This is a genomic window from Marichromatium bheemlicum, from assembly GCF_012276755.1.
In the GTDB taxonomy this organism is placed as follows: domain Bacteria; phylum Pseudomonadota; class Gammaproteobacteria; order Chromatiales; family Chromatiaceae; genus Marichromatium; species Marichromatium bheemlicum.
Map to the genome: position 1 here is coordinate 96,015 of NZ_JAAXKX010000009.1, position 22,780 is coordinate 118,794.

Genomic DNA, 22,780 nt, shown 5'->3' on the forward strand with positions numbered 1-22,780 from the left:
GACCGCCCCCGACGCGCGGCATCCTGTGGTCCGTTCCAGGCGCCCGCCACCACCACACACGAGTCCATCGATGCAGCAAACCTCCAAGCCCTACGCCGAATCCTGTGACCAGAATCGCGCCCCCATCCTCGCGGTGATCGCCCCGCTCTACGCCGGGCGGCGCCGGCTGCTGGAGATCGGCAGCGGCACCGGACAGCACGGGGTCCACTTCGCCGCCGCGCTGCCCGAGCTGTGCTGGCAGTGCAGTGATCGCGCCGACGAACTCCCGGGGATGCGCCAGTGGATCAGCGAGGCGGCGTTGCCCAACCTGCCCGAGCCAATCACGCTCGACGTGCTGAACGACCCTTGGCCGGCACCCGGATTCGACGCCGCCTTCAGCGCCAACACCGCGCACATCATGCCGGTCGAGGCGGTCACGGCGATGTTCCGTGGGCTCGGCGAGGTGCTCGCCCCTGGTGGCCTCTTCGCCCTCTATGGCCCCTTCCACGAGGACGGCCGCCCGACCAGCGAGAGCAACGCCACCTTCGACGCCTGGTTGCGGGCGCGCGACCCGGCGATGGGAGTACGCGATCGTGCCTGGTTGCTGGGACTGGCCGAGGAGCAGGGGTTCGAGGCACTCGCCGAACACGCGATGCCGGTCAACAACCGCATCCTGGTGTGGCGGCGACGCTGAACGAGGCAGAGAGACATGGCCAAGGAGAAACACCCGGTCACCCAGGCGGTCAGGGCGCTGCGCGCCGCCGGTATCGCCTTCACCGCGCACGGCTACGACTATGTCAGCGGCGGCGGCACGGCGCAGGTGGCCGCAGCACTCGGAGTCGACGAGCACCTGGTAGTCAAGACGCTGATCATGGAGGACGCCGACGGGCGAGCACTCGTAGTGTTGATGCACGGCGACTGCCAGGTCGCCACCCAGCACCTGGCACGCGCCATCGGCACCAAGCGGGTACGACCCTGCGCGCCCGAGATCGCCGATCGTCACTCCGGCTACCGGGTCGGCGGCACCTCACCGTTCGGGACCCGCCACCCGATGCCGGTCTACTGCGAGCGCGGCATCCTCGAACTCCCGCGGATCTACATCAACGGAGGTAAGCGCGGCTTCATCGTCGAGATCGAGACCCAGGCCGCGCTCCAGCTACTGCAGGCGCAACCACTCGATCTCGCGGTGCCCGGCTGACCCGATCTCCCGCCCTCCCGATCGGGGGATGGGGCAACTTCAGCGCCGGGCGAGCCGGCAGTGTCCCCGCAGCCCGCGCCGCCGCCACCAGCGCAACAGCCCCCAGGCACTGGTCCGGTAGCCCATCCCGGTACAGGGTTCGAGCACGATCTCCGACCAGCGGTGACGCCGCAGCGCCCGCACCGGCGCGCCGAGCGCGGCATCGCAGGCGACCAGGGCATCGGCCCAGGCCCCGAGGTCACGCCCGTGCAGCGCACGCCAGGGGCTGTCGTCATAGACCAGGATGCCGCGATCGCTGACCGCCGGATCCTGCAACCACTGCGCCGGAGTCCGGTGCCCCGCCCCGGCCCAGCGCGCCAGTCCGTAGGTCAGTGGATGTTCCCCGACCACCAGACCGGGACCTCGCGATGGCGGTGCCGGCAGCCGCCCTCCACCCCAGGGCCAGAGCCCGTTGACCACCGGCACCCCGCGCGCCTCACGGGCACGGTTGACCGGGTCGGCGAAGAACAACATCTGCACCTCGTTGAGCAACCGCGTCCAGGTCAGGGCATCGGCACCGCTGATGGCATCGGCGCTGAGCGCCTCGCCCAACACCCGATAGAGCGGCGTGGTCACCAGTGCCGGGGGATGTGCCAAGCGCAGATACCAACGCTGTGGGGTCGGTGCGAACAGCTCCACACCCTCATCGGCGAAGTGATCGTTGAAGCTCGACACCAGCGCCGCCGTCTCCTCTGCGGTGAGCGCAAAGCGCTCGAGTTCAAACAACCGCAGCCGCTCCATGTCCGGGCGCAGATAGACCGGATCGGCGTGTAGCCAGTAGGCGTCTTCGCCCGCACCGGGCGCGATCAGCTCCGGGGCCTCGCCGAGCAGACACAGTGGCGCGCTAGGCAGATCCCGCCCCGGTTCACCGCGATAACCGAAGGCGGCGAACAAGGCGACGAAGGGATCGGTCTCGGCATCGGTGAACGGCCGTGCGCGCGCCAGCAGACGATCGAGATTGGGCAGCGCCGGGAAGGGCTCGGGGCGCAGCGGCAAGGGACCGAGCAGTCCCGGACAGATCAGTTCCAAGGCCGGCCGCATGCTCACGACACCGCCAGCCCACGTGCCAGATCGGCTTGGATGTCGGCCACCGATTCCAGCCCCACCGCGACCCGCAGCAGGGCCTCGCTGATACCCGCCTCTGCCCGCGCCTCGGCGCTGAGACGACCATGGGTGGTGGTAGCCGGATGCGTGATGGTGGTCTTGGCATCGCCGAGGTTGGCGGTGATCGAGATCATCCGGGTCGAGTCGATCACCCGCCAGGCCTCGGCACGCGCCCCCCGCACCTCGAAGGAGACGATACCGCCACCACTACGCTGCTGAGGACCGACCAGATGGTGCTGCGGGTGATCGGCGAGTCCTGGGTAATGGACCCGCGTCACCGCCGGATGGGCATCGAGCCACGCGGCGAGCTGCGCGGCAGCACGCGCATGTGCCTGCATCCGCAGCTCAAGGGTTTCGAGGCCCTTGAGAAAGACCCAGGCGTTGAACGGACTCATGCTCGGGCCAGCGGTACGCATCACGCCGAACACCGCCTCGCCGACCAACTTGCGATCGCCGACCACGGCACCGCCGACACAGCGCCCCTGCCCGTCGAGATACTTGGTCGCCGAGTGCACCACCACATCGGCGCCGAGTTCGAGCGGACGCTGCAACGCCGGGGTACAGAAGCAGTTGTCGACCACCAGCCGACAGTCGTGCCGGTGGGCGATCTCGGCCAATTGCCGCAGATCGGCCATCTCGGTGAGTGGGTTCGACGGTGTCTCGCAGAACAACAGCCGCGTCCGCGACTCGATCGCCGCCTCCCAGGCGGCGGCATCAGCGAGCGGCACGCAGGTGGTACGCACACCGAAACGAGCGAGATAACCACTGAACAGCGAGCTAGTACTGCCGAACACGCTACGCGAGATCACGACGTGATCGCCCGCCTCCAGGGTCGCGAGACAGAGCGCGAGGATGGCGGCCATACCCGAGGCGGTGGCCACGCAACACTCACCCCCCTCGAGGGCGGCCAGCCGCTCCTCGAAGGCACGTACCGTCGGGTTGGTGAAACGCGAATAGATGTTGCCTTCGGCCTCACCTGCAAAACGCGCGGCGGCCTCGGCCGCGCTCGAGAACACGAAGCTCGAGGTGGTGAAGATCGGTTCCGCGTGCTCGCCTTCCGGGGTACGGCGCTGACCGGCCCGTACCGCACGCGTGGCAAAACCCGGCGCCTCCGAGGCGCCGGCCGAATCATCCGGGAGACCGGGATCAGACTGAGTTGTGCAGGTCAATGACACTCTCACTGCGCGCAGCGCGCTGTTCCTTGGCGCCATCGTTGCGATTGGCCTCGAGGGCGCGCAGATACTCCGGGGTGACGTCCCCGGTCACATAGTTGCCATCGAAGACCGAGGTATCAAAACGGTCGACATGGCTCTTACCCTTCTTCTGGACCGCGTCGATCAGATCGTCGAGATCCTGGAAGATCAGTCCATCGGCGCCGAGTTCGGCGCAGATCTCCTCCTCGGTACGCCCGGAGGCGATCAGCTCACTGGCCGCCGGCATATCGATGCCATAGACGTTGGGGTAACGCACTGGCGGCGCGGCCGAGGCCAGATAGACCCGGTTGGCACCGGCATCACGCGCCATCTCGATGATCTGCTGCGAAGTCGTGCCACGCACGATCGAGTCGTCGACCAACAACACGTTCTTGTTGCGGAACTCGAGATCGATGGCGTTGAGCTTCTGGCGCACCGACTTCTTGCGCACCTTCTGCCCAGGCATGATGAAGGTGCGAGCGATATAGCGGTTCTTGATGAAGCCCTCGGCATAGGGCAGACCGAGATGGTTGGCCAGCTGTAGCGCCGCGGTACGACTGGTATCGGGCACCGGGATGACCACGTCGATGTCGTGATCGGCCCAGTCACGCTTGATCTTGGCGGCGAGCTTCTTGCCCATGCGCGAGCGCGCCTTGTGCACCGAGATGTTGTCGATGATGGAATCGGGGCGGGCGAAATAGACGAACTCGAACAGACAGGGCGAGAGCGACGGGGCCGAGGCGCACTGATGGGTGACGAGTTCACCGCCGAGGGTGATCAGCACCGCCTCGCCTGGGGCGACGTCGCCGATCAGCTTGAAGCCGCTGGTATCGAGCGCCACGCTCTCCGAGGCAATCATGTACTCGTTGCCCTCGGGTGTCTCGCGATAACCGTAGACCAACGGACGGATGCCATGCGGGTCGCGGAAACCGAAGACCCCGAACCCCGGAATCATCGCCACCGCCGCATAACCGCCGCGACAGCGTCGGTGTACCCCGGCGACGGCCTGGAACACGTCCTCCTTGTCGATGCTCAGCTTGCCCTGCTTCTGCAGCTCATGGGCGAAGATGTTGAGCAACACCTCGGAGTCGGAATCGGTGTTGAGGTGACGCAGGTCGTCGACGAAGAGATCGCGCTTGAGCACGTCGGCATTGGTGAGATTGCCGTTGTGGGCGAGCACGATGCCATAGGGCGAATTGACGTAGAAGGGTTGGGCCTCGGCCGAACTCGAGGCCCCGGCGGTAGGGTAGCGAACATGCCCCACCCCCATGTCGCCACGCAACTGGATCATATGCGAGGTGCGGAACACATCGCGGGCCAGTCCGTTGTCCTTGCGCAGGTGTAACCGCCCCCCCTCACAGGTCACGATACCAGCGGCATCCTGGCCGCGGTGCTGCAAAACTAGGAGCGCGTCGTAAAGCGACTGATTGACAGGGCTCTTACCGACGATGCCGACGATCCCGCACATGAGGTCCTCGCGCGTCTGCCGCCACGAAGCATGGCGACAACCGAATTGTTATGGAATGGAAACGATCGAAATTACCCGATACGCCCTGCCCCCGCAACCCGCAACGCCCAAGATCGGGGGGCGACGGGCGCATTCCAACCCCGCCCGCCGCCAGCGGATTGAACCGCGAAGGCGCCAAGGACGCCAAGCAGAAAGGCCTCCTGCTCCACCGATGGCGGCCTACCCTGAAACACCGCTGCCAGACACCTGCGCTATGGATGCTGGCAAGCAGTGCCTTCGTCGAGGAGGCGCCCCCACCGGCAGCTGAAGGCCGGTCGCTTGCAACTTGAACCTCTGTGCGTGCTTGGTGCCTTCGCGGTTCATCATCCCCGGCGGTCGCCAGGCTACCTGGTGGCAATGTTGGGTTGCCCGTCCTGAGATCCCGGCGATTCGCCGATCCGGTGGTGTGTGGACAACCCAACCTACGGGCTAGCCGCTGAAGACGCTCCTCCCCTTTGCGTGCTTGGTATCTTCGCGGTTCATGCCTCGAAGCTCGGCGCTCGCGCCCCGGTGTTGGGTTAACCGTCGACGAATGCCGCAGCTTCGTCGATGCCATGGTGGGCGGACGATTAACCCAACCTACGAAATCAGCTCTCAGCCGCCAGCCGCCAGCCGCCCGCCGTTGCGCAGGTGTCTGGCTGCGGTGTTTGAGGAGAGGCCACCACTGGTGGCTGGCGGCTGACCGCTGGGGACACTTCTCTCCTTTGCGCCCTTGGTGTCTTGGCGGTTCGAATCAGCTTCCAGCGATCAGCATCCAGCCTCCAGTCGGCGAGGCCGGTGTGCATGATCGGCGGTTGACGGGCAAGACGATATCTTCGCGGTTCGAATCAGCTTCCTGCGATCAGCATCCAGCCTCCAGTCGGCGAGGCCGGTGTGCATGATCGGCGATTGACGGGCAAGACGGTATCTTCGCGGTTCGAATCAGCTTCCTGCGATTAGCCTCCAGCATCCAGTCGGGGAGACTGGGGTGGATGATCGGCGGTTGACGGGCAAGACGATATCTTCGCGGTTCAATTTGCTGGTCGCTGCTACCCGCCCTCACCGAAAGTGCGCACCGAGCGAGGCCGGTAGGCGCTCGAGGAGGCGTTCGGCCAATCCCTCGAGGCCGCTGATCAGCGCCGAGTCCTGCCACCAAGCGGCCTCAGCCAACGGGGTCAGGGCGACGAGGAAGACCATGAGCGCCGCGATCAGCAGCCCACGCAGGGCACCGAACATCGACCCAAGGAGACGATCCGGCAAGGCCAGCCCGACTCGCTCGGTCAAGCGACCGAGGATCGCACCGAGCACCGTGCCGGGCAGCAGGACCAACAGCAACAACAGGACGAAGGCCAGCGCCAGGGCCAGTGCCGGTGAGACGATCCAGGTCCCGAGCGCGGCGGCGAACGCGCGATGCTGGGTCCAGGCCAACAACAAGCCTCCGACCCAGGCAGCGAGCGAGAAGGACTCGCGGATCAGGCCCCGCAACGCACCGATCAGGGCCGAGAACGAGACCAGGGCGAGCACCGCCAGGTCGATCCCGGTCATGGTCGCCGGATCAGGGGTAGCGCTGGATCAGCGTGTCGAGCCCCTGCCGATCCCGCAACCGCGCGGCGGCGCGCTCGGCATCGGCACGCTCGATCTCGGGACCGACACGAACCCGGTAGTAGCGCTTGCCATCGATCTCGGCCTGCTCGACGAAGGCAGAGTAACCAGCGGCCCGCAGCCGCGCCTCGAGTTCAGCGGCACCGGCGGCGGTACCGAGACTGGCGACCTGTACCACCCAGGCCGGGAGCTGCGTCGTCGCCGGCTGACGCGACGCCGGTGCCTGAGGGGCTGGTGGGGTCGGCTGGGGCGGAGACTGACGCACCGGGGCGACCGGTTCATAGGGCTCGTAGGACGGCTGGAAGCGCGTCTGCGGCTGAACCTGCGGCAACGGCGCGGAATCGATGACGGCGTTTGCTCCCTCCCCCGGGTCGCCGAGATAGGACTCGGAGCGGAAACGCTCGGCGAAGGGGGGCTGCTCAGGGATCGCCGTCGGGATCGGCTCGGGCGGAGTCAACGGGGGCTGCTCGAAGAGCATGGGGACGAAGATCACCACCAGGGCGACGATCACCACCGCTCCTGTCAATCGTCTCTTGGCACCTTCACGCATGACACTTCACCCACAAAAACACGTGCAGCCGGGCGACTGCGCAATGACTCGAATGGCCTCCCGGCCCGGAAAGGACCCGGGACGCCCGCCCCGCCGAGAGTATATCAACCGTGCCCAAGCAGCCGCAGTGCGGCCCCGACGGTCGTGAAGGAGCCACAGACCAGCACGCAGTCCTCGGCATCACTGGCCGCCGCGGCACTGGCCAGCGCCTCCTGCGGATCGACACAGAGGGTGCAGGCCGCCTCGTCCAGACCGGCGGTGAGGAGACGCGCGTGCAGGGTCTCACGCGGCATGGCGCGGGCATCCTCGGTCTCGGTCAGATACCAGTGCGTGACCTGATCGGCGAGCGCCGCGAGCAGCGCCTCGGGCTCCTTGTCCGAGAGCATCGCCAACACCACCCGCACCGCCTGCCCACGGCTGGCGAAGACCCGCAGGTTGGCGGCCAGCGCGGCGGCGGCCGGGGCATTGTGGGCGACGTCGAGGAGATAGCTCGGTGGCCCCGACAACACCTGGAAGCGCCCCGGTAAACGCGCACGCCCAAGCCCTTGGCGCAGGGCATTGCGCGAGATCGGCAAGCGCTCGCGCAGGGCATCGAGCGCAGCGATCGCCGCCGCGGCATTGTCGCACTGGAAGTCACCACGCATCGCCGGCAGCGCCAGCGCGTAACGACGCCCATCCGGCCCCTGCCACGACCAGCCCGATTCGGCCGCGTGACGTGCGAACTCGACACCGAGCTGCAACGGCCGAGCACCGATCTCGAGTGCGGTAGCACGCAGCGCCGCAGGGGCATCCTGCTGACCGATCACCGCCGCTCGACCCGCACGGAAGATACCGGCCTTCTCGACGGCGATCTCCTCGAGGCTATCACCCAGCCACGCGGTATGGTCACGCCCGATCGAGGTCACCACGGCGACATCGGCATCAATCAGGTTGACCGCATCGAGCCGTCCGCCGAGCCCGACCTCGAGTACGACGAGGTCGAGTCCGGCGCGGGCGAAGAGATCGAGCGCGGCCAGGGTGGCGAACTCGAAATAGGTCAGCGAGGTCTCGCCCCGGGCCTGGTCGATACGGTCGAAGGCACCGATCAACGCAGCATCGTCGACCGGTTCGCCGTCGATGCGGATGCGCTCGTTGTAGCGCACCAGATGCGGCGAGCCGTAGGCCCCGCAGCGATAACCGGCAGCCAGCGCAGTGGCCTCGAGCATGGCCACACAAGAGCCCTTGCCATTGGTCCCGGCAACGCTGATCACCGGGCAGGCAAAGGCCCCGTGACCGAGTCGCTGCCATACCGCCGCCACCCGATCGAGCCCCAGATCCATCGCCTGGGGATGGAGCCTGGACTGCCAGTCGAGCCAGCCCTGTAGGGTATCGAAGCGCATCGTCAGACCGGCACCACGGTGCGACAGTAGCGCGGTCGGTGGGCAAGGATCGCGAGCAGGTCGGCGATACGCTCACGCAGGTCGCGACGATCGATGATCATGTCGATCGCCCCCTTCTCGAGTAGGAACTCACTGCGCTGGAAGCCCTCGGGGAGCTTCTCGTGCACCGTCTGCTCGATCACCCGGGGCCCGGCGAAGCCGACCAAGGCGCCGGGTTCGGCGATGTTGAGATCCCCGAGCATCGCCAGGCTCGCCGAGACGCCACCCATGGTCGGATCGGTGAGCACCGAGACGAAGGGCAGCCCCCGCTCGCGCATGCGCCCGAGCGCGGCACTGGTCTTGGCCATCTGCATCAGCGAGAACAGGCTCTCCTGCATCCGCGCGCCGCCGCTGGCGGAGAAGCAGACATAGGGGGAGGACTGCTCGAGCGCCGCCTCCACACCACGCACGAAGCGTTCACCGACCACCGAGCCCATGGAGCCACCCATGAACTTGAACTCGAAGGCGCTGGCCACAATCGGTTCGCCCTTGAGTTCGCCGCGCATGGTGATCAGCGCCTCTTTCTCGCCGCTCAGCTTCTGCGCCTGGACGACGCGGTCCTTGTACTTCTTCAGGTCCTTGAACTTGAGCGGGTCGAGCGACTCGAGCTCGGCGCCGATCTCCTCACGCGAGTCGGGGTCGAGGAAGGACTCGAGTCGCTTGCGTGCGGTGAGACGGTTGTGATGGTTGCACTTGGGGCAGACCTCGAGGTTGCGCTCAAGCTCGGCGCGATAGAGGATCGCCTGACAGCCCGGGCACTTGGCCCAAACGCCCTCGGGAACGGCGCGCTTGTTGCTCGCCTCGGTGCGGATGCGGCTGGTGACCAGCTTTTCGAACCAGCTTTTGCTCTTGTCGACTGCCTGCTTCACGATGTTACCTGCTCGGGTCGGTTGGCGGCCACGTCGGCGGCGTCGATGGCGCCACGCAGCTCGGCGATGAAGTCCCCAATGGTCGACGGGATCGCCTCAGGCGTCTCGGCCAGTGCCTCGATCTGCCTGACGATGGCGCTACCGACGATCACCGCGTCGGCAACGGCGGCCACCCGTGCCGCGGTCTCGCCGTCCTTGATCCCGAAACCGACACCGACCGGCAACGGGATGCGGGCGCGGATGGTCTCGACCTTGGCGGCCACCTCGTCGGCATCGAGGTTGGCCGCGCCGGTCACCCCCTTGACCGAGACGTAATAGACGAAGCCCGAGGCGACCTCGCCGATCCGCTCGATGCGTTGCTCGGTCGAGGTCGGCGCCAGCAGATAGACCAGATCGATCCCCTCGTGCTTGAGCGGACGCACCAGCTCATGCCCCTCCTCCGGGGGCACGTCGACGATCAGCACGCCATCGAGCCCGGCCGCGGCGGCGGCACGGGCGAAACGCCCATAGCCCATCACCTCGATCGGGTTGAGATAGCCCATGGCCACCACCGGGGTGTCGGTATCGCGCTCGCGGAAGCAGCGCACCATCTCCAGGACGTCCCCGAGCGAGACACCGCGAGCCAGGGCTCGCTCGGTGGCGCGCTGGATCACCGGACCGTCGGCGATGGGGTCGGAGAACGGCACCCCCAGCTCGATGAGGTCGGCGCCGGCGGCGACCATCGCGTGCATCAGCTCGACGGTGGTCTCGGGGCGCGGGTCGCCGGCGGTGATAAAGGGGATCAGCGCGGTACGATGCGCCGCGCGTAGCTGTTCGAAACGTGTCGAGATCCGGCTCATAGCGTCAACCCATCGAGCTTGGCAACCGTATGCATGTCCTTGTCCCCGCGACCGGAGAGGTTCACCAGGATGCTCTGGTCGGGGCGCATCCCGGGGGCGATCTTCTGCACATAGGCCAGCGCATGGCTGGACTCGAGCGCGGGGATGATGCCCTCGGTGCGGGTGAGTTGATGGAAGGCGTCGATCACCTCTGCGTCGGTCACTGCGTCATAGCGCACCCGACCACTGTCCTTGAGCCAGGCGTGCTCGGGACCGACCCCGGGATAATCGAGCCCGGCCGAGATCGAGTGGGTCTCGGTGATCTGGCCGTTGGCGTCCTCCATCAGATAGGTGCGGTTGCCATGCAACACCCCTGGGGTGCCGGCACACAACGGCGCGGCATGACGACCGCTGGCGATGCCATCGCCACCGGCCTCGACCCCGTAGATGGCCACGGCGGTGTCATTGAGAAAGGCGTGGAACAACCCGATGGCGTTGGAGCCACCACCGACGCAGGCGACCAGGGCATCGGGCAGGCGTCCGGTGCGCTCGAGCATCTGCGCCCGCGCCTCGCGCCCGATCACCGTCTGGAAGTCACGCACCATCATCGGATAGGGGTGTGGTCCGGCAACCGTACCGATGATGTAGAAGGTATTGTCGACGTTGGTGACCCAGTCGCGCATCGCCTCGTTCATCGCGTCCTTGAGGGTGCGCGAGCCAGACTTGACCGGCACCACCTTGGCGCCGAGCAGGCGCATGCGATAGACGTTGGCCTCCTGACGAGCGACATCGACCTCGCCCATGTAGACCACGCACTCGAGCCCGAGTCGCGCGGCGACCGTGGCGGTCGCCACGCCGTGCTGACCGGCACCGGTCTCGGCGATGATCCGGGTCTTGCCCATGCGCCGCGCCAGCAGCGCCTGGCCAATGGTATTATTGACCTTGTGCGCGCCGGTGTGGTTGAGGTCCTCGCGCTTGAGGTAGATCTGGGCGCCGCCGAGTTCACGGCTCCAGCGCGCGGCATGATAGAGCGACGAGGGGCGCCCGACGTAGTCGCGCAGATCGGCCTCGAGTTCGGCGCAGAACGCCGCGTCATTGCGCAGCCGCGCATAGGCCTCGCGCAACTCGTCGAGCGCGTAGACCAGGGTCTCTGGCACGAAGCTGCCGCCATAAGGTCCGAAGTGACCGTCGGCGTCGGGCAGATCATCATACCCCTGGCTGGCGGTCCGCGGATTCAGCGGACGCGTGCTATCGACATCTGTCGCCATCTCTTACCCCTGTCATGAAGGCGGAAATCTTTGCGTGGTTCTTGACCCCTCGCGTGGCCTCGACGCCACCGCTGACGTCGACACCGAAGGGTCGCACCGCGGCGATCGCCGCGGCGACGTTGTCTGGCGCGAGACCACCGGCGAGCACGATCTCGGCGCGTAGCGGCGGCGGGATCCGCGCCCAGTCGAAGCGCTCCCCGGTCCCCCCGGCGACGCCGGCGCGATAGGTATCGAGCAGCAACCCAGCGCCCGCGCCATAGCGCGCCCGCGCCGCTTCCAGCTCGATCCCCGGGCGCATCCGCAACGCCTTGATCCAGCGCCGACCGAAGGCGGCACAATACTCGGGTGACTCCTCACCGTGGAACTGCAGCAGCTCCAACGGCACCTGGCGCAGGGTCTCGCGCACCTGCTCGGGGTCAGCATCGACGAACAACCCCACGGCGGTGACGAAGGGCGGTAAGTGCTGACACAGTCCTCGCGCCTGTTCGATGGAGACGGCACGCGGGCTGTCGGGATGGAACACCAGCCCGATGGCATCGGTACCGGCCGCGACCGCCGCCTCGACATCGAGCAGGCGGGTCAGCCCACAGATCTTAACCCGGGTCCTGATCATGGCGTAAACCCCCCAGGCGCCTCAGTCCGCCGCCAGCCGCTGCAACGGCGTGCGATATGCCGCCTGCGGCAGGGCGAAGTGCTCGGGATAGTCGGCGCGCACGAAGAACAGCCCTTGGGGCGGCGCGGTGACACCACCGAGGGTGCGATCGCACACCTCCAGCAGCTCGCGGGTCCAGCCGACCTCGGCCTCACCGCGCCCGATCGCCACCAGCACCCCGGCGATGTTGCGCACCATGTGATGGAGAAAGCCGTTGGCGCCGATATGCAGCACAACCAGGTCACCCTCGGCCTCGACCTCGAGATAGTGCACCCGGCGCACCGGACTCTTGGCCTGACAGGCCACGGCGCGGAAGCTCGAGAAATCGTGCTCGCCGACCAGGGCGCGCGCGGCTTCGCGCATCCGCCCCAGATCGAGCGCGTCGTGAACCCACACGGCGCGGTTGCGTGCGAGCGGCGAGCGGGTGCGGCGCACCTGCAATTGATAACGATAGTGACGCGCCACCGCGTTGAAGCGCGCGTGGAAGTCGTCATCGACCCGGTGGGCCCAGCGCACCGCCACGTCGGGCGGCAGGTTGACATTGGTGCCGAGCACCCAGGAGCGTTCGCTGCGCGAGGCGGTGGTATCGAAGTGCACCACCTGCTCGATGGCATGAACGCCGGTATCGGTGCGACCGGCACACTGCACCCCGACCGGGTGATTGGCCACCCGCGAGATCGCCGCCTCCAGGCACTGCTGCACGGTACGCACCCCGACCTGGATCTGCCAGCCGTGAAAATCCGAGCCGTCGTACTCGACGCCCATCACAATTCGTCCAGGCGTCACGCCGGTCTCTCTCCTGTGGATTGCTGTCGGGCCACAGACAGGCCCCGCCCCCGTAGCACGGGGGCGTTCATTGGTCTCATCAACGACCCGTCAACCGAGCCTTTCGAGCAGCTGACGGGCCTCCTGGCGCTGATCGTCACGGCCGTCTGCGATCACCTCGTCGAGGATCCCGCGAGCGGCCTCCTTGTCGTCCATGTCGAGATAGGCGCGCGCGAGATCGAGCTTGGTGGCGTTCTCGTCCCACAGTCCGGAGTCCATCTCCCACTGCGAGAGCAGGAACTCACTGGGCGCGGCATCGGCGATCGGTCGGACCTCGCCACCACCGCTGGGCCGGGCGGTCGACTCCGGTGCAAGCGATTGTGGCTTGCTCGGCGGCGCCAGATCGGAATCGGAGAAGCCGTCGATGTCCTCCAGGGTCAGCATCAGCTCGGAATCGCCCGCCTCGTCGGGGAGGGCCGAATCCTCGACCTCGGCCTCAGGCCGGGCCGGCGGTTGCGCCCGCGCTGGCGTGGCCTGCGCGGGTGCGGAACGCGACGGCGCCGGGTGGGACGGGGTCGATGCGCTCGCCGGCGCCGGCTCGGTCGCCTTATCGACCTCCTCCGCCGGCGGCTCCTCGAGATCGGTGTCGTCGAACAGCAACGGCAGATCGAACTCGTCGTGCCGAGCCGCCGCCTCGGGCGGGCGCGGCGCGGCCGGATCGGCGACGTCCTCGAGGCGCAGCGAGATCGATTCATCGGCGGCCGTCGAGTCGGCGTCGAGCCCGGCGTACTCCCGAGGCGCGCTTGAACCTGCCCCGCCCTGCGTCAGTCGCGCCTGCATCGCCAGCAACCGCTGCCAGCCCTCGGGGTCGTTGCGCTCGCCCCCAGCCGTACGCGTGGCCTCGACCAAGGCATCGAGTGCCGCGGCATCACGCATCGCAGCATAGGCCTCGGCCAGCTTGAGACGCAGATCCATGCGCTCGGGGGTGTTCTCGAGTTCACCGTCGAGCAATCGCACCGCCTCGTCGTAACGACCATAGGCGATATAGATATCGGCCTCAGCGATCGGGTCGGCCTCGTTGAGCGTCGAGTCGAGCTGGGTGAGCGCGGAGAACGGCGAGGCCGAGGGCTCGTCGACCAGCTCCGAGAAGGTGCTCTCCTCCTCGACACTCCGAGACGCCGCGCTCGCACCCCGGGCGGGAACGTCGAGCGGGGCGAGTTCGGATTCGATCTCGAGGGTGGAGACCAGCTCGGTATCCTCGCGTTGACGCCGGCGCGACGACCACCACGAGAAGCCGATCAGACCCAGCGCAGCGACCGCGGCGAAACCGGCCAGGGGCAGCAACAAGGCGTGCCACAACGAGTCGGCGGCATCGTCCTGGGCCACGACCGGCTCGGGCTCGACGATCGAGTCCGCCGCCGCGGCCTCGGTGGTGGTCGGCTCGGCATCGACGGCGGCCATCGTCTCCGTCTCGGTGGAGGCATCTGAGTCCGGTGATTCGGGGGCTGCGGGCTCGGGGCGTGGTTGCGCCGACTCTGGCGCTACCTGCGGCGCGACACCGGCCAGCGGCGGCTCGGACTCAGCGGGGGCGGCAGGCACCGGCTCACGCGCCGCGGCGGCAACGGCCTGCAGGCGGGCCACCTCGGCGTTACGGGCCTGCAGCAGCTCCTGGATCTCGCTGAGCCGTGATTCGAGTTCGCGGATGTGCGCACGCAGCTCCAGGGTCTCTTGGCGGGTGCTCTCGTGTGCCTGCATCACCGTCAGCAGTTCCTGCTCGAGCGCCACCACCTCGGCCGAGCGCGCCGGGGTCTCTTGACCGACCTCGCCGACCTCACCGGCGATCTTCAGCCTCGCCGGCTCCGGGGGCGGCGGCGCCAAGGGCGCACGATTGACCGCCTGGCCCTGCATCGCTGCTTGGAACTCGCTCTGGGCGGCACTCGGCTCGAGCGCGAACAGCTCCTCGGCCGAGGGGATGGTCAAGGTCTCGCCGGCGATCAGGCGGTTGATGTCCCCCTGGATGAAGGCGTCCTGGTTGGCGCGATAGAGCGCCATCGCCGTCTGCGCCAGACTCGCCCCCTGGGTACGGGAGTCGAGCGCGAACTGCCACAACCCCACGCCTTCGGGGACCGGACCGACCTTGACCGGGAACACCGAGGGGTCGACCCCCTCGGGGAGGTCGATGGCCGACTGCTCGGCGCGATCGGCCGCGGCAGGTGGCACGGACGCCCGCTGTGGCTCGGCCCGCACCTCGGCCGCAGGCGCCGAGACCCGCGGCGTGGCGACCGCCGGGGCACGCCCCTGGGTCGACACCGGGGGATCGAGCAATACGGTATAGCCGCGGACGAGCTGACCGTCGGGCCAGGTGGCCTGGATCAGGAAGTCGAGATAGGGTTCACGCACTGGGTCCTGACTGGTGATCTGGACCACCGGTTCGCCGCGCGCCGAGAGGCCGGGGGTGAACTCGAGTTCGGTGAGATAGTGATAGCGCTCGAGGCCGGCGCGATCGAAGACCGCAGATGGCGCCAGCTCGACGCGCACCGTATCCAAGGTATCCGGATTAACGTCGATGAGCGCGATCTCGCCCCGGAAGGGCTGATTCAGCGCCGAGTACGTCTGCAGGCTTCCCAGCCCGAGCGCACTCGCATCGGCTACGACCAAGGTCAGCACCACGGCCGACGCCAGAACAAAGTTGCGAAACATCGTCTTCCCTCATGCACCTTGTGCAACGACGATCAGCCGGCCAGATCCGTCACGATCTCCCGACGGGCCGCACGAAATGGGCCCGACTATATCCGATCGGCCGATACACACCAAGCCGGCATCTGTTTTCAGGCCACTCGCGCGAGCAGGATGGCGAGCATCCGCCGCAGCGGTTCGGCCGCCCCCCACAACAGCTGATCACCAACGGTGAAGGCCGAGAGATAGCGCGGGCCGAGGTTCATCTTGCGCAGCCGTCCGACGGGCACCTCGAGCGTCCCGGTAACCGCCGCCGGCGAGAGCTCGCGCATGCTGCGCTCGCGCTCGTTGGGGATCACCCGCACCCAGGGGTTGGCCGCAGCGATCAGGCGTTCGACCTCGTCGAGCTCGAGATCGCGCGCGAGCTTGATGGTCAGCGCCTGGCTGTGACAGCGCATCGCGCCGATACGCACGCAGATGCCGTCGATCGGCAGCGGCGCGGCGGCGTCGAGGCCGAGGATCTTGTTGGTCTCGGCCTGTCCCTTCCACTCCTCGCGACTCTGACCATTGTCGAGCTGGGTATCGATCCAGGGGATCAGACTGCCGGCGAGCGGCACCCCAAAGCTCTCGGTCGGGAAGGCCGAATCCCGCATCGCCGCGGTCACACCGCGGTCGATCTCGAGGATCGCCGACCCCGGATCGGCCAGCTGCGGCGCAACCGCCTCGTGCAGCGCGTCCATCTGTGCCAGCAGCTCGCGCATGTTACGCGCACCGGCGCCCGAGGCGGCCTGATAGGTCATGGCGCTGACCCACTCCACCGCACCGGCGCGGAACAACCCGCCGATGGCCATCAGCATCAGGCTGACGGTGCAGTTGCCACCGACGAAATCACGCCGACCGGCGGCGAGCGCCGCGTCGATGACCTCACGGTTGACCGGATCGAGGACGATGGTCGAATCGGCGGCCATGCGCAGCGTCGAGGCCGCGTCGATCCAGTAGCCGTCCCAACCGCGCGCGCGCAGCTGCGGGTGGAGGCGCTTGGTGTAGTCGCCGCCCTGGCAACTGAGGATGACGTCCATCTCCGCCAGCGCGTCGAGCGAATCGGCGTCGCGCAGCGGTTGGGCGCCCTGCCCCACGTCGGGACCGGGCTGCCCGGCCTGCGAGGTGGAGAAGAACACCGGCTCGGTGATGTGGGCGAAGTCACCCTCGGCACGCATCCGCTCCATCAACACGGAGCCCACCATGCCTCGCCAGCCGACGAAACCAACCCGTTGCATTGTTCTCACCCCACAGTCATCTGATCTGGATTCGCCCGCCGGGGCGTGGCGCCGAACCCTCGGCACCCTGCCCCGGCAGGCGTTCAGCGCGATCGGCTCAGGCGCGCAGCGCCGCGACTACCGCATCGCCCATCTCGGCGGTGCCGACCTGACGCATGCCCTCGGACATGATGTCGCCGGTGCGCAGACCGTCGTCGAGCACCTTGGAGACGGCCGCCTCGATGCGATCGGCCGCCTCGCCCGCATCGAGCGAGTAGCGCAACATCATCGCCACCGAGAGGATGGTGGCCAGCGGGTTGGCGATGCCGCGACCGGCGATGTCCGGGGCCGAACCGTGGATCGGCTCGTACATACCCTGCCCCTCGGCATTGAGCGAGGCCGAGGGCAGCATGCCGATCGAGCCGGTGAGCATGGCCGCGCAATCGGAGAGGATGTCACCAAACATGTTGGTGGTGACCACCACGTCGAACTGCTTGGGTGCACGCACCAGCTGCATCGAGGCATTGTCGACGTACATGTGCGAGAGCTCGATCTCGGGGTAGTCGGCGGCGGTCTTGACCGCCACGTCGCGCCACATCTCGGTGACCTCGAGCACGTTGGCCTTGTCGACCGAGCACACCCGCTTGCCGCGCTTCATCGCGATGTCATAGGCGACGCGACAGATGCGCTCGACCTCGGACTCCTTGTAGCAGAGGGTGTTGTAGCCGTAACGCTCGCCCGACTCCAGGGTCTCGACGCCACGCGGCTCACCGAAGTAGATACCGCCGGTCAGCTCGCGCACGATCATGATGTCGAGCCCGGAGACGATCTCGGGCTTGAGGGTGGAGGCATCGGCCAGCTGCGGGTAGAGGAAGGCCGGGCGCAGGTTGGCAAACAGCCCCAGCCCGGAACGCAGCCCGAGCAGACCGCGCTCGGGGCGCTTGGAGAAGTGCAGCGGCTCCCACTTCGGGCCACCCACGGCACCGAGCAGCACCGCGTCGGCGGCCTTGGCTGCCTCCAGGGTGGCCGCCGGCAGCGGATCGCCACAGTCGTCATAGGCCGCACCACCGACCAGGGCCTCTTCCATGGTCACGTCGATCGCGCCCTCGGCCTGCAGCGCGTCGAGCACCTTGACCGCCTCGGCGACGATCTCGGGACCGATGCCGTCACCGGCGAGAACCAGAATCTTCTTGCTCAAGGGATTTCTCCGAATACTTGGACGATGGCCGCCCGGACGGCGGCCTCAGGGTCTGCCCGCGCCGTCGCGGCGCAGGCGACCGGGTCAGATGAACAGCCAGGGCGCCTCGGCGCGACGACGCTCCTCGTAGGCGCGAATGGTATCGACCTCCTGCAGGGTGAGGCCGATGTCGTCGAGCCCCTCGATCAAGCGGTGCTTGTTGCCGGCATCGATGTCGAAGGCGATGCGGGTGGCGTCATCGAGGATCAGCGTCTGACCGGGCAGGTCGACGGTGATGCGCAGTGCCTCGGGGCCGACGGCCTTGCCGAACAGGGCATCGATCACCGGGGCCGGCAGCACGATCGGCAGGATGCCGTTCTTGAAACAGTTGTTGAAGAAGATGTCGGCGAAGCTCGGCGCCAGGATCACCCGCAAGCCGAAGTCGGCCAGTGCCCAGGGGGCATGCTCGCGCGAGGAGCCGCAACCGAAGTTCTCGCGCGCGAGCAGGATCTCGGCGTTGGCGTAACGGTCGTCGTTGAGCACGAACTCGGGGTTGAGCGGGCGGGTGCTGCAGTCCATCCCCGGCTCGCCGTGGTCGAGATAACGCAGCTCGTCGAACAGATAGGGACCGAAGCCGGTGCGCTGGATGCTCTTGAGGAACTGCTTGGGGATGATCGCGTCGGTGTCGATGTTGGCCCGATCGAGCGGCGCCACCACGCCGGTGAAGTTCTTGAACGCTTCCATCACAGCTCCCTCACGTCGACAAAGTGCCCGGTCACCGCGGCGGCGGCGGCCATGGCGGGGCTCACCAGGTGGGTGCGACCACCCTGCCCCTGACGGCCCTCGAAGTTACGGTTGGAGGTCGAGGCGCAACGCTCGCCCGGCTCCAGTCGGTCGGCGTTCATCGCCAGACACATCGAGCAGCCCGGCTCGCGCCACTCGAACCCGGCCTCGGTGAAGATCTTGTCGAGCCCCTCGGCCTCGGCCTGCTCTTTCACCAGACCCGAGCCCGGCACCACCATCGCCAGCTGGATGCCCGGGGCGACCTTGCGGCCCTTGGCGATCTCGGCGGCGGCGCGCAGGTCCTCAATGCGCGAGTTGGTGCAGGAGCCGATGAAGACCTTGTCGGGACGGATGTCGGTGATCGCCATCCCCGCCTCGAGGCCCATGTACTCGAGCGCGCGACGGATGCTGGCGGCCTTGACCGCGTCGGTCTCGGCGGCCGGATCCGGCACCCGGCCGTTGATGTCGAGCACCATCTCGGGCGAGGTGCCCCAGGTGACCTGCGGCGCGATGCTGGCGGCGTCGATCTCCACGACCTGGTCGAACTCGGCGCCCGAATCGGTGACCAGGGTGCGCCAGTGCGCGGCGGCACGCTCGAACAGCTCGCCCTCGGGGGCCAGCGGACGCCCGCGCATGAACTCCACGGTCTTCTCGTCGACGCCGATCAACCCGGCGCGCGCGCCGGCCTCGATGGCCATGTTGCAGACCGTCATGCGGCCTTCCATGGTCAACGCCTCGATCGCCTCGCCGGCGAACTCGATGACATAGCCGGTGCCGCCGGCGGTGCCGATCCGGCCGATCACCGCGAGGACGATGTCCTTGGCGGTGACGCCCTCGCCAAGCTGGCCGTCGATGCGGATCAGCATCGACTTCGACTTGCGCTGGATCAGGCACTGGGTGGCCATCACGTGCTCGACCTCGGAGGTACCGATGCCGAAGGCCAGGGCGCCGAAGGCGCCGTGGGTGGCGGTGTGGGAGTCACCGCAAACCACGGTCGAGCCCGGCAGGGTGAAGCCCTGCTCGGGACCGATCACGTGCACCACGCCCTGGCGCTGGTCGGACATCGGGAACTCACGGATGCCGAACTCTGCGCAGTTGGCATCGAGCGTGTCGACCTGGAGCCGCGCGATCGGATCGGCGATGCCCTGGGCACGACCGCTGGTAGGCACGTTGTGATCCGGCACCGCAAGGTTGGCGCTGGTGCGCCACGGCTTGCGCCCGGCCAGACGCAGACCCTCGAAGGCCTGGGGCGAGGTGACCTCGTGGATCAGCTGACGATCGATATAGAGCAGTGCCGTGCCGGTCTCGTCGACGCGCACGACGTGCTCGTCCCAGAGTTTGTCGTAGAGGGTCCTGGCGCCCATAGACTCTGTCCTCGGTGCGAACGGTGCGAAAAAGGGAATCCCCTAGAGTAGTCCGGTGAGGGGTAAAACTCAATTCTCACCATCGAGATCACGCCCTTGTGCCCACACCGGCTCGACCCGGAAGGGCTCGACGGCGCTCGGATCGATGGTGATCCAGACCCCACCGATCGAAGGCGACCCCGGCACCTCGACACGCACCAGGCGCTCACCCTCCGGACCACTGAGTGGTCGATCGTGGCGCAGCCGATGGGTATCGCCGTGCACCAGCAGCACCGGCCCGGGGAAGCGCTCCAAGGTCTCGCCGAGGGCCTCGCGCACCCAGCCGAGACCCCGCGGCGCACGCGCGCGCTCGAACAGCGGATCGACGTGGAAGACCACCACCAGCGCATCGAGCCCCGCCGTCCGGGCCGCGTCGGCCGCCTCGCGCAGCAGCGCGCGATTGGCCGCGCGGCGCGCCGCCGACTCGGCCTGTGCGCGCGGCTTGGCCCGACGTGCGCCATCGTGGCTACCGACCACGTGCAACACGACGAACATCACCCGACGATAGACGAAACGATAGAGTTCCGGATAACCGCGCCACCGCACGTGTGCGCCGAGCTGGTCGAGTCGCAACACGGCGGGATCTTGTGTAAAGAAGCGCGCGCGCACCTGAGCGAGTCGCTGCAGCGGATCGTGACCACCGGCGAAGAACCGATGGCAGTCGGTCCATTCGTTATCGCCCGGGGTGTAGACCACCGGCACCGGCTGCGCCGCGAACAGCCCGGCGACCCGCCCGAGCTGTTCATCGGTGCACGGCTGCGCCCCACCCTTGATGTCGCCGACATGGATCAGGAAGGGACTGCCGGCGGCACTGGCGTGCGCCAGCAAGGCGCGCAGCGCCGTGAACTCGGAGGCGCTGTAGGGCAGATCACCGACGGCGAATACCCGCCAGGGCGTGGCCCCCGCAACGGGCGCCAGACACAGCACCAGCATGCTCAGACAGAGCCGCAGCACAGGTCCCATCGAAACCTCCTCGTTGACCATCGCTCGTTGGTCGCCGTGTGGGAGGGGATGCGCGTTGCCGGCGCTGGCAACGCCCCAACGCGCGCCGATCGCCCTGCCCCCGTGGCGATCGATCCGCGTAGAATCGTCGGCATGGATACCACCGACCCCACACCCTATGCCGACCTCGGCCCCGAACGCATCCTCGATGCCATCGAGTCGGTCGGCCTGCTGCCCGATGGGCGCATGCTCGCACTCAACAGCTACGAGAATCGCGTCTATCAGATCGGCCTCGACGAGGCCGCGCCGATCGTGGTCAAGTTCTATCGCCCCGGGCGCTGGAGCGACGCGGCGATCGCCGAGGAACACGACTTCGCCACCGAACTGGCCGAGCGCGAGATCCCGGCAATCGCGCCGCAACGCATCAACGGGGACACCCTGCACCACTTCGCCGGGCACCGCTTCTCGATCAGCCCCAGGCGCGGGGGGCGCGACCCCGAACTCGACCACCCCGAGGTACTGGAGTGGGTGGGGCGCTTCATCGGTCGCATTCATGCAGTGGGGGCGAGCCGTCCCTTCGTCCAGCGCCCGGCGCTCGATCTCGAGTCCTTCGGCACCCGCGCCCGCACGCGTCTGCTCGAGCAGGACTGGGTCCCGACGGAGCTACGCGAGACCTACATCGAGGTCAGCGCCAACGCACTCGCGGCGGTGGCCGACTGCTACGATCGGGCCGGCCCGATCCACAACATCCGTCTCCACGGCGACTGCCATCGCGGCAATCTGCTGTGGACCGATGCCGGTCCGCACTTCGTCGACTTCGACGATGCACGCCGCGGCCCAGCGATCCAGGACCTGTGGATGCTGCTCTCGGGCTATCGCGCCGAACAGCAACGCCAACTCGCCGACGTACTCGCCGGCTACGAGGACTTCTGCGACTTCGATCCGCGTGAGCTGCACCTGGTCGAGGCGCTGCGTACCCTGCGACTGATCCACCACGCTGGCTGGCTGGCGCGGCGGTGGCAGGACCCGGCCTTCCCCGCCGCCTTCCCCTGGTTCGCCACCACGCACTACTGGGAACAGCACATCAGCCAGCTGCGCGAGCAGCTCCTCGCCATGGAGGCAGGACCGCTATGGCCCGTATGAGCAAACAGCACCGCCCCGAGACCACCGATTGCCCCTGTGGCAGCGCCCGACCGCTGGCAGCCTGCTGTGGCCGCTATCTCAGCGGTCGAGCGCATGCCGCCACCGCCGCAGCACTGATGCGCTCGCGCTACACTGCCTTCGTACTCGGTGCCGAGGACTATCTGCGCGCCACCTGGCACCCGGCGCACTGCCCTGCCGACCTCGCCCCGGGCGACCCACCACCACGCTGGCTCGGGCTGCGCATCCTCGCCACCACCGCTGGCGGTCCTGATGACGACCAGGGCATGGTCGAATTCGTCGCCCGCTATAAAGTCGGCGGCCGCGCCCATCGCCTGCACGAGCGCAGCCGCTTCGCCCGACTCGAGGGCCGCTGGGTCTACGTCGACGGAACCTTTCCTGAGGCCGGCGGCACGAACTGACAGGGACGCGGGCACCACGCTGCCCACCAACAGACCCCAT

General features: G+C 67.8%; 21 protein-coding genes. 4 read left to right on the plus strand and 17 right to left on the minus strand.

Going from position 1 to position 22,780, the window contains the following annotated elements:
• Positions 1 to 70 precede the first annotated feature (70 nt).
• Together HF203_RS08365 and HF203_RS08370 are read left to right on the plus strand one after the other, a co-directional pair.
• Positions 71 to 673 (plus strand): DUF938 domain-containing protein, encoded by a 603-nt coding sequence (locus HF203_RS08365; protein WP_168668596.1) that lies wholly within the window; start codon positions 71 to 73, stop codon positions 671 to 673.
• 15 nt (positions 674 to 688) lie between these two features.
• Entirely contained in the window at positions 689 to 1,177 is a 489-nt protein-coding gene (locus tag HF203_RS08370) for a YbaK/EbsC family protein (protein WP_168668598.1), read from the plus strand.
• 39 nt (positions 1,178 to 1,216) lie between these two features.
• Here the strand turns inward: HF203_RS08370 and HF203_RS08375 are convergent, their stop codons facing one another.
• The 17 genes from HF203_RS08375 to HF203_RS08455 form a co-directional block, all read right to left on the minus strand.
• Positions 1,217 to 2,257: a phosphoglycerate mutase gene (locus tag HF203_RS08375; protein ID WP_210424692.1), complete on the minus strand. Its 1,041-nt coding sequence runs from the start codon at positions 2,255 to 2,257 to the stop codon at positions 1,217 to 1,219.
• Positions 2,258 to 2,259: 2 nt separating this feature from the next.
• A complete protein-coding gene (locus tag HF203_RS08380; protein ID WP_168668602.1) occupies positions 2,260 to 3,489 on the minus strand; it encodes an O-succinylhomoserine sulfhydrylase in 1,230 nt (409 codons plus the stop codon).
• Positions 3,467 to 4,981, minus strand: a complete 1,515-nt coding sequence (purF, locus tag HF203_RS08385) for an amidophosphoribosyltransferase (protein WP_168668603.1) — start codon at positions 4,979 to 4,981, stop codon at positions 3,467 to 3,469. Before purF ends, HF203_RS08380 begins: the two co-directional genes overlap by 23 nt.
• A 1,077-nt stretch (positions 4,982 to 6,058) precedes the next feature.
• On the minus strand, positions 6,059 to 6,544 hold the full coding sequence (locus HF203_RS08390; RefSeq protein ID WP_168668605.1) for a CvpA family protein: 486 nt from the start codon (positions 6,542 to 6,544) through the stop codon (positions 6,059 to 6,061).
• A 10-nt stretch (positions 6,545 to 6,554) separates the two neighbouring features.
• Positions 6,555 to 7,151: an SPOR domain-containing protein gene (locus HF203_RS08395; RefSeq protein WP_168668607.1), complete on the minus strand. Its 597-nt coding sequence runs from the start codon at positions 7,149 to 7,151 to the stop codon at positions 6,555 to 6,557.
• A 104-nt stretch (positions 7,152 to 7,255) separates the two neighbouring features.
• Complete coding sequence (gene folC / locus HF203_RS08400; protein ID WP_168668609.1) at positions 7,256 to 8,530, minus strand: bifunctional tetrahydrofolate synthase/dihydrofolate synthase; 1,275 nt, start codon at positions 8,528 to 8,530, stop codon at positions 7,256 to 7,258.
• Positions 8,531 to 8,532: 2 nt separating this feature from the next.
• Positions 8,533 to 9,438: an acetyl-CoA carboxylase, carboxyltransferase subunit beta gene (gene accD / locus HF203_RS08405; RefSeq protein WP_168668611.1), complete on the minus strand. Its 906-nt coding sequence runs from the start codon at positions 9,436 to 9,438 to the stop codon at positions 8,533 to 8,535.
• Positions 9,435 to 10,277 (minus strand): tryptophan synthase subunit alpha, encoded by an 843-nt coding sequence (trpA, locus tag HF203_RS08410; RefSeq protein WP_168668613.1) that lies wholly within the window; start codon positions 10,275 to 10,277, stop codon positions 9,435 to 9,437. The genes accD and trpA overlap by 4 nt, the downstream gene beginning before the upstream one ends.
• Positions 10,274 to 11,524, minus strand: a complete 1,251-nt coding sequence (gene trpB / locus HF203_RS08415; protein ID WP_168668615.1) for a tryptophan synthase subunit beta — start codon at positions 11,522 to 11,524, stop codon at positions 10,274 to 10,276. The genes trpA and trpB overlap by 4 nt, the downstream gene beginning before the upstream one ends.
• A complete protein-coding gene (locus HF203_RS08420; RefSeq protein ID WP_168668654.1) occupies positions 11,505 to 12,134 on the minus strand; it encodes a phosphoribosylanthranilate isomerase in 630 nt (209 codons plus the stop codon). The genes trpB and HF203_RS08420 overlap by 20 nt, the downstream gene beginning before the upstream one ends.
• Positions 12,135 to 12,158: 24 nt before the next feature.
• Complete coding sequence (truA, locus tag HF203_RS08425) at positions 12,159 to 12,941, minus strand: tRNA pseudouridine(38-40) synthase TruA (protein WP_168668657.1); 783 nt, start codon at positions 12,939 to 12,941, stop codon at positions 12,159 to 12,161.
• A gap of 111 nt (positions 12,942 to 13,052) precedes the next feature.
• The gene (locus tag HF203_RS08430; protein WP_168668617.1) at positions 13,053 to 15,641 is read right to left on the minus strand and encodes a FimV/HubP family polar landmark protein; all 2,589 of its coding nucleotides are present in this window, start codon (positions 15,639 to 15,641) and stop codon (positions 13,053 to 13,055) included.
• A 128-nt stretch (positions 15,642 to 15,769) separates the two neighbouring features.
• Positions 15,770 to 16,894: an aspartate-semialdehyde dehydrogenase gene (asd, locus tag HF203_RS08435; RefSeq protein WP_168668619.1), complete on the minus strand. Its 1,125-nt coding sequence runs from the start codon at positions 16,892 to 16,894 to the stop codon at positions 15,770 to 15,772.
• Between the two features lie 97 nt (positions 16,895 to 16,991).
• Positions 16,992 to 18,071, minus strand: coding sequence for a 3-isopropylmalate dehydrogenase (gene leuB, locus HF203_RS08440; RefSeq protein ID WP_168668621.1), 1,080 nt, complete (start codon positions 18,069 to 18,071; stop codon positions 16,992 to 16,994).
• Between the two features lie 84 nt (positions 18,072 to 18,155).
• Positions 18,156 to 18,794 (minus strand): 3-isopropylmalate dehydratase small subunit, encoded by a 639-nt coding sequence (gene leuD, locus HF203_RS08445; protein ID WP_168668623.1) that lies wholly within the window; start codon positions 18,792 to 18,794, stop codon positions 18,156 to 18,158.
• Positions 18,794 to 20,197: a 3-isopropylmalate dehydratase large subunit gene (leuC, locus tag HF203_RS08450; RefSeq protein ID WP_168668625.1), complete on the minus strand. Its 1,404-nt coding sequence runs from the start codon at positions 20,195 to 20,197 to the stop codon at positions 18,794 to 18,796. Before leuC ends, leuD begins: the two co-directional genes overlap by 1 nt.
• A gap of 69 nt (positions 20,198 to 20,266) precedes the next feature.
• Positions 20,267 to 21,199, minus strand: coding sequence for a metallophosphoesterase (locus HF203_RS08455; RefSeq protein ID WP_168668627.1), 933 nt, complete (start codon positions 21,197 to 21,199; stop codon positions 20,267 to 20,269).
• A gap of 132 nt (positions 21,200 to 21,331) precedes the next feature.
• Here HF203_RS08455 and HF203_RS08460 point away from each other — a divergent pair, with 132 nt between their 5' ends.
• Both HF203_RS08460 and HF203_RS08465 read left to right on the plus strand, forming a co-directional pair.
• Positions 21,332 to 22,321, plus strand: a complete 990-nt coding sequence (locus HF203_RS08460) for a serine/threonine protein kinase (RefSeq protein WP_168668629.1) — start codon at positions 21,332 to 21,334, stop codon at positions 22,319 to 22,321.
• A complete protein-coding gene (locus HF203_RS08465; protein WP_246221704.1) occupies positions 22,318 to 22,740 on the plus strand; it encodes a YchJ family protein in 423 nt (140 codons plus the stop codon). The genes HF203_RS08460 and HF203_RS08465 overlap by 4 nt, the downstream gene beginning before the upstream one ends.
• Positions 22,741 to 22,780: the final 40 nt, after the last annotated feature.

Coding starts and splice junctions, on each gene's coding strand:
- leuC (WP_168668625.1), bottom strand. CDS start 20,197: ATGGGCGCCAGGACCCTCTACGACAAACTCTGGGACGAGCACGTCGTG.
- truA (WP_168668657.1), bottom strand. CDS start 12,941: ATGGGCGTCGAGTACGACGGCTCGGATTTTCACGGCTGGCAGATCCAG.
- HF203_RS08430 (WP_168668617.1), bottom strand. CDS start 15,641: ATGTTTCGCAACTTTGTTCTGGCGTCGGCCGTGGTGCTGACCTTGGTC.
- trpA (WP_168668613.1), bottom strand. CDS start 10,277: ATGAGCCGGATCTCGACACGTTTCGAACAGCTACGCGCGGCGCATCGT.
- HF203_RS08455 (WP_168668627.1), bottom strand. CDS start 21,199: ATGGGACCTGTGCTGCGGCTCTGTCTGAGCATGCTGGTGCTGTGTCTG.
- purF (WP_168668603.1), bottom strand. CDS start 4,981: ATGTGCGGGATCGTCGGCATCGTCGGTAAGAGCCCTGTCAATCAGTCG.
- leuD (WP_168668623.1), bottom strand. CDS start 18,794: ATGGAAGCGTTCAAGAACTTCACCGGCGTGGTGGCGCCGCTCGATCGG.
- HF203_RS08390 (WP_168668605.1), bottom strand. CDS start 6,544: ATGACCGGGATCGACCTGGCGGTGCTCGCCCTGGTCTCGTTCTCGGCC.
- HF203_RS08375 (WP_210424692.1), bottom strand. CDS start 2,257: ATGCGGCCGGCCTTGGAACTGATCTGTCCGGGACTGCTCGGTCCCTTG.
- HF203_RS08365 (WP_168668596.1), top strand. CDS start 71: ATGCAGCAAACCTCCAAGCCCTACGCCGAATCCTGTGACCAGAATCGC.
- HF203_RS08465 (WP_246221704.1), top strand. CDS start 22,318: ATGAGCAAACAGCACCGCCCCGAGACCACCGATTGCCCCTGTGGCAGC.
- HF203_RS08370 (WP_168668598.1), top strand. CDS start 689: ATGGCCAAGGAGAAACACCCGGTCACCCAGGCGGTCAGGGCGCTGCGC.
- folC (WP_168668609.1), bottom strand. CDS start 8,530: ATGCGCTTCGATACCCTACAGGGCTGGCTCGACTGGCAGTCCAGGCTC.
- HF203_RS08460 (WP_168668629.1), top strand. CDS start 21,332: ATGGATACCACCGACCCCACACCCTATGCCGACCTCGGCCCCGAACGC.
- asd (WP_168668619.1), bottom strand. CDS start 16,894: ATGCAACGGGTTGGTTTCGTCGGCTGGCGAGGCATGGTGGGCTCCGTG.
- HF203_RS08395 (WP_168668607.1), bottom strand. CDS start 7,151: ATGCGTGAAGGTGCCAAGAGACGATTGACAGGAGCGGTGGTGATCGTC.
- trpB (WP_168668615.1), bottom strand. CDS start 11,524: ATGGCGACAGATGTCGATAGCACGCGTCCGCTGAATCCGCGGACCGCC.